Genomic DNA, 13,271 nt, shown 5'->3' on the forward strand with positions numbered 1-13,271 from the left:
ACTAGAACCTCTTTTTCATTTAATTTCTTGCCCCTTTTCGAGACCATATCACAACAGGAATAAGTAATAACGCTAACACGCCTCCAGCCAATGACAATGCCGCATAACTTGAATTCGCTACTACCATACCTGACATTGCTCCACCAGAAGCTCCAGCTAGCGCAATAAAAACATCTATTTTCCCTTGTGTTTTAGCACGTGTAGACGGTGTTGTGGAATCAACGATTTGTGCTGTACCACTTATCAATCCGAGGTTCCATCCTAGCCCAAGTAAAGACAGAGCAACGATTAATAATAATAAAGAATCACTTGGCGCTATCGCAGCTATGACACCCGCTGCAAGTAAAATCACTCCACCAGCTATGCTCATTGTAGTTCGGCCAATTTTATCAATTAACATTCCTGTAACGAGAGATGGAAGATACATTGCACCTACATGAAAACCTATCACAAGTCCTACTGCACTTAAACCGTGACCGTGGTGTCCCATATGAACTGGGGTCATCGTCATAATCGCAACCATCACTATTTGCGTAAGTATCATTACGATTGCTCCAACTGTAATACCTCGTTTATTTTCTTTCGCTTCTTCTGTTATTGGTTGTCCTTTATATGTATGTTCCTGTTTATATCTTTCTATTATGTTAGCAATAATCAAAGGATCTGGACGAAGCATAACAAAAAGAACTAGACCCGCCAGTATAAATGCTGCTGCCGATAGTATGAACGGACCTGCAAGTTTAGGAACTCCAATTGAATGAGCAAAACTTCCCATTACCCCTACTAAATTTGGTCCTGCAACTGCACCGAAAGTCGTCATTACCATCGTAATACTAACAGCCGTTGCTCTCTGCTTCTTATCTGCTAAATCTGTACCTGCATAACGAGCTTGTAGATTCGTGGCTGTACCGGCACCATATATGAGTAAAGAAATAAGTAAAAGAATAATACTATTTGTTAAAGCTGCCATTACAACACCAATTGCTCCAAATCCGCCTACTATAAACCCTGTTGCAAGACCTATCCGGCGTCCATATCGTTGCGAAAGCTTCCCTACTATGAAAGCTGCTAATGCCGATCCTAATGTAAACATAGCAGTTGGTAATCCTGCAAACGCATCTGTTCCAAGCATTTGCTGCGCAAGAAGTGCGCCCACTGTAATACCAGCAGCTAGTCCTGCACCGCCAAACATTTGTGAAATGCTGACGATTATTAACGTTCGTTTGTATAGTTTTTGTTGCTCTTCTTCTGTGTACACATGATTATCTATTAAAGCCCCTGCCTTATCTAGCAATTCCCCATCCTCCTTTTAAAATTAATCCCTCTTGTTAATGTACTATGTATAACGTTACATATTCAATGGCATTTTCCATTCCTTCCTTTCATTCTAAAAAACTTTCTGATCATACTCGACTTATCCCATGCTATATTAAAAATACTACTATTCACAATATGCAAGGAGAAAACAATGAAAAAAACAGTAGAATTATGTGAAGCTTGCAAACATGATCCAGTATATAAAATAGAAGAATCCGATCAAGCAAATCAACCTTATAAATTATGTAACCAATGTCATGAGCGTCTTATTTCGTTATCTTTACATCCTAAAGAATGGTACCACCTTGTAATGATTCACTCACCTTATAAATATTATTTGCATGATAGTTTTTATGAAGAAGATGGTAAAGCGAAGCAACCAAAATTAGAGATGAATGAGCACAAACTTACACCCGTGCCCACTTTAGAAGAAGTTCGCTCTAGTTTAGAGGAATTACTTGATTACACCATGACTAGATGGTTTCTTCAAGAAGCAGAAATTGAAGCTCTTAATAGGTACGATCAAAACGAAGTACTAGATGCTGTTATAAACCGCTTTTCAAACACAATGAATGGTGTAATTAAAACTAGATTACTTGAGATTGTTATATGTGTACTAGGAGAATTCGCCTCAGATTGGATAAGAAAACTGTGGAAGGCATTTGATGAAGATTTACTTGCACCTCTTTCTCACGCTGCAGCTTATTGTTTACCATTTGAAGAAGCCTTTCCTTTAGTAATAGAAAGGCTAAAAACAGTATTAAAAAGTGAGCTTCCGACCACTTCCTTCATTTGTCTGCATTCTTTTCAATCCTCAGAAACATTAGATTGGATAGAGGAACATGCAGTATCATTTCATAACGATTGGGCGCGATTAGCTGCAGTATCACAACTAACTTGGAGACGAATTAAGTCTTGGCTAACAAAAGGACACCCTTTAAGTTTAATAGCACTTGATGCAATGGTTAGCTGTATACCTGCAAATGAAGATGTACTATATGAAATGGCTCCAAAAATTTTATTAGCAGATCCGTCAGAAATAAAGTCAACCTTAATAGCTTACAAACAAAGAGACAATGTTCCAACTGTCAAAAGAAGTGTTGAAACTATTTTAGAAAACAAGACAGAAATATTTCAATACATGAATCCTTTACAAATATCTATCAAAAAGAAACCACAAAACTTTTTAGTTATGGATGGCACAGTACAAATCCATGAAAACAGACTGGATGAATACGTAGACTTCATTAATACAAACAACTTTACTGATGTTTTCATTAATGATCTTAGGTATAGTTTGCACCATATTAATTTTCTTGAACACTGCCCGCAAATTGAAAGCTTACACATTAGTAGTATATATATTACTGATTATTCAGCCCTATATAAATTAAAAAACTTAAAATCTTTATCACTAGAAGAACCACAAGTTCCACTAAACTTAACAGAGCTAGAAAGCTTTACAAATTTAGAGGAACTTCACATAAAGTGTAATAAAAACATTAAAGGCTTCGAATCTTGTCCTAACTTAAAAGAACTATACATTTGGAAATACAAACCGAAACAAAAGAACCTTGAAGAATTAATGTCTTTACAAAAAATTGAAAAACTAAGCATTACACAAGGGAACATTAATTCATTAAAAGGATGTAGGTCATTACCTAAATTAAAGCATTTAGAACTCAATTATTTAAGAAATTTAGAGCATATTGATGAAATTGAAAACAATGCTTCAACTTTAAAACACATCGAATTCGACCATTGCAGTAAGCTTAAAAACCACGAATATTTGCGCTATTTAACGGAATTAGAAACTCTCATCTTATCAAGTTGTGGTAACATATGAAATCTACAATTCATTAAAGAACTACAAAAATTAAAACATTTAAGCTTCGTGGATTCTACGATTGTAGACGGAAATTTAGAATCTTGTGTCGGAATTGATTTTGTTGGTTTTAATAATAAAAGGCATTATAGTCATAAATTTAAAGAATTAAATCCAGATTTTTCATACTAACGTAAGGAAAACAGGCTAATAGCAGCCTGTTTTCCTTTACGCTTCTTCTACTATCCTTCCCTTTCTCTTTTTACTCAAAGCTTTCCCTTCCCAAAACAACAAACTTACGAAAGCACAAATTAAAATAATTGGCACACTTGCTTTATATAAATCTGTAAAACTCATAGCCATCTGATTCTTGGCATAATGATTCACATCATTTGAAAATGTGAGTACTTCTTTCTTTATACTTTCCTCTTGTTTTTCAACTTCTTTTGTCACTTGCCTCATAACTTCTTCTCTTTTTACATCTCTATATTCTACTGGAACTTTTCTTAATATTTCATCCGTCTTGTCGCGAATCAATTCTTCCTTTTTCTCTTTACTTAATCCCATTGTCATTGCATTTTGTTTCTTATTTATATTCGACTCTAAACTTTGATTCTCTATTTTCTCTTTAGTCATTTGTAAAATTTCAGTTTGCTCAGTACTATTCACATGAATAGTACGCACCTTTTCTTCTGCATAACGATATACTTTTTCTTTATTTACAGTTAAATTGTGAGTTAAGTTAGAGACAAATATTGCGACTGCCAATACAATTCCAACTTGTCGTAACATTGATACAACACTTTGAGAAGCAGTTAACAATTCTCCTTCAAACGAAGACGCACTTAAAACTGTAATTGGCCCCACTACTAAACCATATCCAACACCTAATATCATACATGGAATAATAATTTCTATATTTGTTGAATGAACATCAATCATTTGCAACCAATAGTAGGAAAGCCCCATAATAAGAAATCCTGACAAAATAATAGTTACTTTTCCGAGTTTTTTAATTAAAGTTGCTGCAACTGGTGAGACAAAAAATATCATTGCTGAAATAGGTGTCACTAAAAAAGCCGCTTCAATTTCCGTTCGACCTTGTAGTTTCGTCAAGAACGTTGGAAGCAATACAGTAACTCCAATTAAAAATAAATTACTTAATATAACAACGATAGACGCTCCGACAAACATTCGATCTTGAAATAACTTTAAATTCACCATTGGATTATGAATCTTTCGTTCTACTAAAACAAATAGAATAAGAGAAATAGTGCTAATTGCATAACAAGACAAAGCAATATTACTTTGCCATCCCCATGTATTACCTTTTACTAATATGAGAGTAAATGAAAAAATTGCTGTGCTACTTAATAGTAGTCCTATCCAATCTATTTTTGAGATAATACGTTCTTCATTTTTTATTTGTAGCATGATGCAACATAACACGATTCCTATTATACAAACCGGAACATTAACGAAGAACACCCATCTCCATCCTAAATGTTGCGTAATAATTCCACCTATTACTGGTCCCATAGCAGCTGACAATCCTTGTGTTACTCCTAAAATTGCAAGCGCAACATGCCTCTTAGCTAATGGCATAGCTGATACACCAATTACCATACTTGTTGGAAATAAAATCGCTGCCCCAATACTTTGTATAAAACGAGAAAAAATAAGAAAATCACCTGTATTAGCAAAAGCGCAAAGTACCGATCCACCACCAAAAATCACCAGACCAAGAATATACATCTTTGCTTTTCCAAAGATATCAGCTATCCGCCCTAACGGAATGGCAAGTACTGCAATCGTCATTGTATAAACATTTAATACCCAAGACATCTTTTCTAACGAAGTATTTACACTCGATTGTATTGCCGGTAAAGCTATATTCATAATTGTCGTATCAATCATACAAAGAAAGATACCTAGACACATTAAAAAGACAATCTTAATACCCTTTGATTGCTCCATCTTTATATACCCCTTTATTTATTGTGAACGCGTTTTTCATTCTTCTGTTTTATTGTTTTCTTTCGCCTCTAACTCTTCTAATTTTTTCTTCAAAGTCTCCACTTGTGCACTATACGATGCAATACCTACATCTAGTGAAATTTCTTCGACGAAAGTAATACCTACTCTCCACTTTTCATATTTCAATCGAAGATCTGCAATGTACGCTTCTTTTCTTTCAATTTCATCTTTAATCCATTTTTTTATTGTTACATCATCACTATAGTTACCAAAATACATTCTCATTAAAAAATCCGAACGTAAAACATCCTTCTCTACAGGTGTCTGCATGTATTGATAAAATTCTTCACGCCCCTCATCTGTAATAAAGTACATTTTCTTATTCGGTTTTCCCTCTTGCATGACAACCTCTTTTTTTATTTTCCCTTCATTCTCCAATTGTCGTAACGTTGGATAAATCATTCCAAAACTTCCATCAAAAAAATGAGTAAATACGTCTTCAAACACAATTTTAATATCGTAACCAGACAATTCCTTTTGCATTAATAAACCTAAAACAACATCTCTTCCCTTCAAAGTAAAACCCCCACATAGTATATAATCAATAATCATATTAACAATGTTAATATGATTATTGATTATATACCTTATTCTGTTAATTGTAAAATGTTTCTAAATAAAAAAGCCCCATAATTTGGTTTCACCAATTCACAGGACCATTTTCTTTTTTACTCTTTAACACCTACATCTTGCAAAACTTCAATATCCTCTTTCATTTCATAATAATAAGAAGGCAATTCTATACCATGTTCTAAGAAATAATCCTCAATGAATGAAATAATGATTTTTAACGTTTTCACACGGGCATACAATTTATCGTTACTTTCAATAATATGCCACTTCGCATTTGGCTTACTTGTTTTTTCAAACATGTCTTCCATTGCTTCAACATATTCATCCCATTTTTCACGATTACGCCAATCTTCGTCTGTAATTTTCCATCTTTTCAAAGGATTTTTCTCTCTATCTTTAAATCTCTTTAACTGTTCCTCTTTACTTATATGGTAGAAGAACTTCCCTATTATGTAATGGTCATCTGTTAGTAGTTTTTCAAAATCATTAATCTCATCATATGCTCTCATCCACTCTTCCTTTGTAGCAAATCCTTCAACACGCTCAACTAACACACGACCGTACCATGAGCGATCAAAAATGGTGATTTGCCCGTACTGTGGAATTTTGCGCCAGAAACGTTGCAAATAATGGTAACGTTTTTCATGAGGTGCAGGCGCTCCAATTGGATCTACTTGGAACCCACGTGGGTCAAGATGTTCCGTCACCCGCTTAATTGCCCCACCTTTACCAGCCGCATCCCATCCTTCCATAACAAGCATAACCGCGATTTTTTCTTCTTTCAAAATTTGTTGTAATGCTAATAAGCGCCTTTGATATTTTTCTAATTTCTTATTGTACTTAGATTTTGATTCAATTTTTTTCGTTAAGTCTACTTTAGCAAGATGTCCATTTTCCATAAAACAAATCCCCCTTGTTGTATGACAATGTTATTTTAACATATTTTTGGTAATTTTTTCATATCCTAAATAGCTGTGTAGAAACATCTCTACACAACTTCCCTCTCTAATTTCACAATATACAAGCACATTTAACTACATTAAAATAAATAATTTATACGGAACTCTTAGTATATTTTTTTTATTAAAACATAAAAATAGCCCTTTTAAAAAGGGTAGCAATCTAAGTATAGAAAAAACAAATTTATTCTTTCTTACTACATACGTAATGATGCCAGCTATAAGAGTAGTGAATAATATATTAATTCACTACTCACAATACCCACTTTACATTATATGGTATATTTACTCGTAAAAAGAAGATAATAACAAGTAAATCCATTAAAGAATGGGAGCTCTTAAAAAATGAAACGAAAAATATTAACTCTCTTTACGCTTATATGTTTAGCACTACCAATGCAAGCTAGTGCTTACACATTTCAGTCACTACCGATTGCGTCAAAGTCTAAACAATGGTATGTCGAAATTGATAAATCTCATAACTCAAACAAGCAAGCAATCCAGCCGAAACAAGGTGTATTTGATACGTATAGTTTACTCGTAAAAAACATCGGTCATGATGTATCAAACGTATCTGTGGAAATACTTGATAACAATCCTACCTCTAAAGCTACCTTTAAACCTTCTACACCTAATGAAAACATTTCTAAAAGTCATACAAGCTTTGACTACATGGTATTCCCATTAGACTTTAATAGTCATAATTTTAAAGTTGTGATCACTTGGGAAGAAAAGAATTTCTCTTATAACGGCCATCCGGTAAATGAAGGTAAAAAAATGAAACAAACATTTGTATTTAATGAAGAATAAGTCCTAATTTCTTTAGGGCTTATTCTTCTTTTTTGAAACCTACTTGTATCGCTTCCATCACTTCTTTTGTGATTTCTATTTTTGTTGCTTCCATACTAATTTTTTTGTGCCAAATGTGTATGGAAGGCTTTTCATTACAAAGATGTTTTATTAATACTAGTTGATTATATGCTAAGTTATTTTCTATATAGGTCTAGCCCTCTTTTCCCATATAATCAATTAAATCGACGAATACTCGGTACAGACAATGCTATTCCAATTGTTAAAATTACTAAACTAGCTAGTGTTATAATAGTTATCTCGCCACCTATGACAGTAGCTAACCAGCCTACAACTACGTATCCTAATGGCAATAAAGCAAAAGAACCCAACATATCAAGGCTTGCCACTCTTCCGAATGCTTCTTCTGGTACAAGCTCCTGTAAACTCGTTTCCCAAATGAGTCCAAATATCATCATGCCAAATCCTTCAATTGCCATTAAGAATATTAAAGCGGGTGCCCAAGAAATGAATGGCATAATTAATAAAGCAATGCCACTCATTAAAACACCTCCATAAGCCAGTAATCCTCTCTTATGCCACAGCTCTTTCCCACCAAATATTAATGCGGCAATTACAGCCCCACCACCAGAAAAGGCCATGCCAAGTCCATACACGTAAGCTTCAAAATGATGATGAACATTAAATAACCATGGAATTAATACGACGATAATACCGGCATAACAAATATTTATAAAAGAAAAAACTAAAATTGTAATCCACAGCCACGGATGACTTTTTAAAACGAAAACACCTTCCATAAACTCTTGTTTGTAATTAAGCTTACTCTTTTCAATGGGTTTTACTTTTTTAAACTTAATTTCTTTTAAAAATAATAAACATAAAAATGATAATAAGTACGTTGCTGCATCTAGTCCGAAACCTATCCCTGCAGATGCAACCGATACGATTAACCCACCAAGTGCTGGCCCAATTAATCGTATACCTTGATTACTCATTTGAGTGAGTGCGTTAGCTGCATTACGAATTTCAGGGACGAATACTTTCGCCCTTACAGCAGAATATGCTGGTTGGAATATCCCTTCCATAAGTCCGTATATGGCAACGAGAATATATAAAATCGTAATTGTTAATAAATCCATAAATATAAGCGATGCAAGTAATAGCATTAATATACAGCGGATTATATCCGTAAATAACATTAACCTAACCCGATCAATTCGGTCTACAATTAAACCCGCAAACGGTAAAGCAAGAATATTAGGTAGCATGTACATTGCCATCGTCATCCCCATTACAACTGTTGAACCAGTTAATGAATACACAACAACTGGAAGTATGACCATAGTTATCGAACTACCTAAGGCCGAGAGTAATTGTCCAATCCATAAAAACTTAAAGTGCGTTGATACTTTAACTGGTAATAATAATTTTCCAATATAACCTAAACTTTTCTCCTTTTGTATTTCTCCTTGCATGTCTCTCCCCTCTTTTCGAATGACTATAGAATTTATAATATATAACTGAAAATTTATAACATTCCATTTCTAATTATATAAGAAACAATTATGTTATGGTAAAATTATCAAAAAAATATAAAGGAGAATACATCATTATGCCTCCAAATTCACATAACATCGAACATCAGATCTATACAATGTGTATGATCCAACGTAACAATGAAATTTTACTCATAAAACGCCCCAGCCATCGAGGTTTCCCTGGCTACATCGCTCCTGGCGGCAAAGTAGATTTCCCCGAAAGTATCGTTCAAGCCGCTATAAGAGAAGTAAAAGAAGAAACTGGATTACTTGTTTCCAATTTAACTTTTAAAGGATTAGATGAATATGTCAATCCGAAAGGTAATGTTCGATATATGGTATTTAACTATTGGACAGACTCATTTGAAGGTGAACTTCTTTTGAATCCTCCTGAGGGTGAATTATTATGGATACCAATCAATACAGCACTAAAGCTACCTATGCAAACTTGGTTTAAAGAAAGATTCCCATTATTTTTTGAAACAGGCACTTTTGAAATTCAACGTGTTTGGGATAATGAGCTAAATAAACAAATTTCTATGACAATTACTCATACATAAAAAAGCTTGGAAACCCATCCAAGCCTTTCTTACTTCTGTGCAATTTTTTCAATCTTATAATGAATATGTAAAAATTCAAGTCCAAATAGCCACATGCTATGATGAGCTGTTAACATTTTATCCTTACCCTCTGTAATGATGAAAGTCTCTGCTAACGGTAAACGGATTGTTAAGAACCGAGTATGTAAATAAATCCCCTCATCTCCCTGGCCATTTTCTCTTAACTTACTAGTAATGATTAAATCATGATTATCATTACATAGCCTCAAAATACCAGTCATATTCGAATAAGGTAAAGGTAAGGCGATATTCATATATGTCTCATTCTTATTTGTATGCTTTGAATAAAGAGCTACAAAAATAGATTCACCTGCTTCATTTTTCCTTATCCAAGCCCTTACATTCTCTCTTCCATCTTTCTCATCTATTACACTAATGATAGAGCCATGCATCGTTTCCCAATTGCCGCCCATACCTAAATGTATTTGTTCTACACGCTTACTCATTTTCTCATAGCAAAGTGCGAACGGACGGAACCAACGAGTCCATTTAATATTTGATTGCAACTCATACTCTGTTGTATTTTCATAAAAATGAATCATACTTAAAGGAACCTTCGTCACATCAAATGCCTCACTATGAAAGTCATTTACTTTATCGACTAAACCGTTGTATTCCTTACTGTCTACTAAATTGTTGCTATATAAATAAGCCTCACCAATTGCCACATTTCCTCTTAACTTACTCATTGGTTTCCCATAGTATTTATAATTCGGAACACTCTTTTCAATCACCCAGCCGATAAATGCCGGTAACGCTACTCCAATTCCGTTGACAACACCATGAATCCAAACCATTTGAGCAATTGTAATCGTCAAGACATGCTTCAAATTCCCGTATGAATATATAAGTGAGAACATAATTGTAACCATGAGTGTACTAGACGAAACGATTAGAAGAATCTTTGCACTGATAGCATTAAATTTTGCTCTCCAAACGTAAAATCCATACCCATAAATTGCACATAAATATAGGAACACTGCAAAAAATTCAAATATTCTTGAGTATGTAATTCCTATTGCAACTGTCATAGGTGAAATCATGATGATAAACATAATAGCATCATACACTTTACTTCTCTTTTCTCTTTTTCTCCCTATTAAACCAGCTGATAATGGCAATAGAAACGCCGAATAATGAAAATGTGCAGCTGTGAGTAAAACAATGTCAAAGCTAAAATGCATAATTGAAAGTTTTGCTACTGAAGCAGAAAACCAAAAACCACCTAAAAACAAATAAACGCACTATCTATGGCGATCTCTTCTAACGGCTTCCATCCTCTTTCTAGCAATCTACTTACACCAAATAACGCAACAATTCCTGTATATACAAACCAAACTAGCGCAAATAAATAGTGATTTGTGACGAAAGCTAGCATTGCACAAATTGCTGCGATTGGATATAAAAATGATACGGATTTATAAAATAATAATTGCGATCCATCTCTTTTTCTTTTATCAATAATACAAAATGACATTGGTATAAATAATAAAACAGATAATAATATAATTGCTTCAACAGGATTTATATTCGACCACTCATATATTAGAAAAACAACATAGCAAGCAAGCCCAAATATTATATTTTTCATATCGTCTATTCCCTTTCCACAAATGTTCCCTTATATGAAAAAAGCGAACCAATTAACGGGTTTCGTACTTGTACATGAATTCGAAAACATTGTAGTGTTTCATCATAACTTTCAACAATTTTTGCCTCACCATACAAAAATTTTGGTAACGGCATTTTTCTTCCAAACATATAAAACCATTGTTTCTTTGAAGAAATATGCATTGCCCCTAACTCATCGATATGAAAATGCAGTGTAGAAACGAGTAAATGTGGTTCACCAAAATAATCTACAATTTCATTTTCGTTTTCATCCAATTGCATAACTGCATTAAAATATCTTTTCTTATTATGGAAATAAAAAGTACGGTTCCACCTTACTAATTCTCGTCCATATTCATCTCGCTCAGCTATGTTTTGTATCGTAAATGGAATTTCCTCTCCTCGTTCCGAGAAAAACATTCGAAACTTCGATGTAATTTTCAATATAAATTTCACGAAAAAAGAGCCACCGTAAATTTCATCCATTTTTCCTTCCCCTGTAAAACTATTCTCTTCTGTAATCGCATAACGCTTCTGCAATTCAGGATGAAGATTTTTATAGGTATCCCCTAATAATCGTTCATACATATTAGCCATACACTTATCCCTTTCTCGCCCTCTTGCAATTTTTCGCGCTTGGTAAATCGAAACTATTTATATAACCGACAATTGATAACCCCATTAGAAGAACATTTAATGTAATCGGATTAAACGGCCCTGTAAAGCTTGCAATATTCGTAAATCCTGCTGCTAACGTTAAAACTAGTAATACAATAATATGCAGTATAAATAATTTTCGTTTTATTATTGGCAACAGCCATACGACGCCGAAAATTATTTCTAACATCCCAATTATTTTAAGTATACATATACTACTTTCATTTGAACCGATTAATACAGAAAGCATCTTTACTTCTTCTAAATGAGTAAACAGTAGTTTTGGCACTATCCCTTGATATATCCATACAAAAGCAAATAAAAAACATACGAGCCAATACGTCATTGTTCTTCTAATTAGTAACCTAGGATGAAGCCCCTTTTCTAACCATAATTTTAAAGCATCAAAACTCCAAGCAGTCGCCCAACCTAATAACGGCCGAAATATATAGCAATCTATTACATTCCCTACACGACCAAATCTTGTATCATAATCATATTGTGTCTCAAAATGGATGTATTCTTTATTTGGCGTATACTTCCAATAACCACGTCCTATTTGAATAAGAGATAATGTATTATCCGTCCAAAATTTTAAAGAAGAAATTCTTTCACCAGTTTCTTTTCTTATTTCACCTATTGATTCCCCTTCTCCAGCTATTTCAAGCCCAAATCCAATCTTTGTTTTATACAAAAACTTCTGTGGTTCTCCTTCTTTTTTCTCTAAATACGAAATTTCAGTAAAGCGAGCATCCCACACTGTATGTATATGTGGTTCTTGCGTATATTCCCATAATTTTTCCATCGTCGTGTTCATTTTTGTCGCAACATAAATAGGCTGTTTCCTTTTCATTCTCCCCACCTCCTATGCACTATAAGTTTAATGTACATGCAATGAATTTATTTTGCTACATTTTTCACAAACTTCCTCAGAAAAAAGAAAGAATTTTTAAAATATATATAAAACACTTGATTCCCCGAAAAATTTAAATTATTATAAAACAAATGTTACCAACAACTTCATAAATCAAACACTCTCGCCTAAAACGTGAGATAGAGGTTGCGATACTTATGAGTATTCTAATGGAGACACAGAGATGTCTATGAACTTAGATGAAAGGAAGTATTGCCGAAATTGATAAATTTCTCTGCATTTATCAATTGGGGCTGTTTTCGAATAGAAACAGAACTGTCATATGTACAAACGTGTACGTATGAAGAGCTATCTACAAAAAAGAGATATCATTTTTTATGATATTCCTTTTTTGGCGGTTTTTTTATTAGCTCCGTTTTCTGTTTCCCTTTTCCTGTAACAGCACCA

Annotated in this window: 10 protein-coding genes, 1 pseudogene and 1 riboswitch; of the genes and pseudogenes, 3 read left to right on the forward strand and 8 right to left on the reverse strand. The window is 33.8% G+C overall.

What is annotated here, in order from left to right; all coding sequences use genetic code 11:
- Positions 1 to 19: 19 nt before the first annotated feature.
- Positions 20 to 1,294 (reverse strand): MFS transporter, encoded by a 1,275-nt coding sequence (locus BLT20_RS13790; protein ID WP_000884513.1) that lies wholly within the window; start codon positions 1,292 to 1,294, stop codon positions 20 to 22.
- A gap of 174 nt (positions 1,295 to 1,468) precedes the next feature.
- Between BLT20_RS13790 and BLT20_RS13795 the strand changes: the two genes are divergently transcribed.
- Positions 1,469 to 3,163 (forward strand): leucine-rich repeat domain-containing protein, encoded by a 1,695-nt coding sequence (locus BLT20_RS13795; protein ID WP_000754352.1) that lies wholly within the window; start codon positions 1,469 to 1,471, stop codon positions 3,161 to 3,163.
- 207 nt (positions 3,164 to 3,370) lie between these two features.
- Here the strand turns inward: BLT20_RS13795 and BLT20_RS13800 are convergent, their stop codons facing one another.
- The 3 genes from BLT20_RS13800 to BLT20_RS13810 form a co-directional block, all read right to left on the reverse strand.
- Positions 3,371 to 5,119 (reverse strand): MDR family MFS transporter, encoded by a 1,749-nt coding sequence (locus tag BLT20_RS13800; protein ID WP_000438106.1) that lies wholly within the window; start codon positions 5,117 to 5,119, stop codon positions 3,371 to 3,373.
- 36 nt (positions 5,120 to 5,155) lie between these two features.
- Entirely contained in the window at positions 5,156 to 5,695 is a 540-nt protein-coding gene (locus BLT20_RS13805; RefSeq protein ID WP_000678346.1) for a PadR family transcriptional regulator, read from the reverse strand.
- A gap of 152 nt (positions 5,696 to 5,847) precedes the next feature.
- Positions 5,848 to 6,651, reverse strand: a complete 804-nt coding sequence (locus BLT20_RS13810; protein WP_000427312.1) for a polyphosphate kinase 2 family protein — start codon at positions 6,649 to 6,651, stop codon at positions 5,848 to 5,850.
- Positions 6,652 to 7,056: 405 nt separating this feature from the next.
- Here BLT20_RS13810 and BLT20_RS13815 point away from each other — a divergent pair, with 405 nt between their 5' ends.
- The gene (locus tag BLT20_RS13815) at positions 7,057 to 7,521 is read left to right on the forward strand and encodes a hypothetical protein (RefSeq protein WP_000823333.1); all 465 of its coding nucleotides are present in this window, start codon (positions 7,057 to 7,059) and stop codon (positions 7,519 to 7,521) included.
- Positions 7,522 to 7,736: 215 nt separating this feature from the next.
- On the opposite strand, the gene BLT20_RS13820 is transcribed toward BLT20_RS13815, so the two are convergent.
- The gene (locus BLT20_RS13820) at positions 7,737 to 8,999 is read right to left on the reverse strand and encodes an MFS transporter (RefSeq protein ID WP_001161162.1); all 1,263 of its coding nucleotides are present in this window, start codon (positions 8,997 to 8,999) and stop codon (positions 7,737 to 7,739) included.
- Positions 9,000 to 9,136: 137 nt separating this feature from the next.
- Here BLT20_RS13820 and BLT20_RS13825 point away from each other — a divergent pair, with 137 nt between their 5' ends.
- The gene (locus BLT20_RS13825; RefSeq protein WP_001134945.1) at positions 9,137 to 9,622 is read left to right on the forward strand and encodes an 8-oxo-dGTP diphosphatase; all 486 of its coding nucleotides are present in this window, start codon (positions 9,137 to 9,139) and stop codon (positions 9,620 to 9,622) included.
- Between the two features lie 29 nt (positions 9,623 to 9,651).
- On the opposite strand, the pseudogene BLT20_RS13830 reads toward BLT20_RS13825, so the two are convergent.
- The 3 genes and pseudogenes from BLT20_RS13830 to BLT20_RS13840 all read right to left on the reverse strand — a co-directional run bounded on the left by BLT20_RS13830 (position 9,652) and on the right by BLT20_RS13840 (position 12,803).
- Positions 9,652 to 11,273 (reverse strand): annotated as a pseudogene (locus BLT20_RS13830) (YndJ family protein).
- Positions 11,274 to 11,278: 5 nt separating this feature from the next.
- Positions 11,279 to 11,890: a DUF4166 domain-containing protein gene (locus BLT20_RS13835; protein WP_000002654.1), complete on the reverse strand. Its 612-nt coding sequence runs from the start codon at positions 11,888 to 11,890 to the stop codon at positions 11,279 to 11,281.
- A 4-nt stretch (positions 11,891 to 11,894) separates the two neighbouring features.
- Complete coding sequence (locus tag BLT20_RS13840; protein ID WP_000823951.1) at positions 11,895 to 12,803, reverse strand: DoxX-like family protein; 909 nt, start codon at positions 12,801 to 12,803, stop codon at positions 11,895 to 11,897.
- Between the two features lie 193 nt (positions 12,804 to 12,996).
- Positions 12,997 to 13,183, forward strand: a riboswitch (Lysine riboswitch).
- The last annotated feature ends 88 nt before the right edge of the window (positions 13,184 to 13,271 follow it).

Source organism: Bacillus sp. cl96, from assembly GCF_900100505.1.
Lineage (GTDB): Bacteria > Bacillota > Bacilli > Bacillales > Bacillaceae_G > Bacillus_A > Bacillus_A cereus.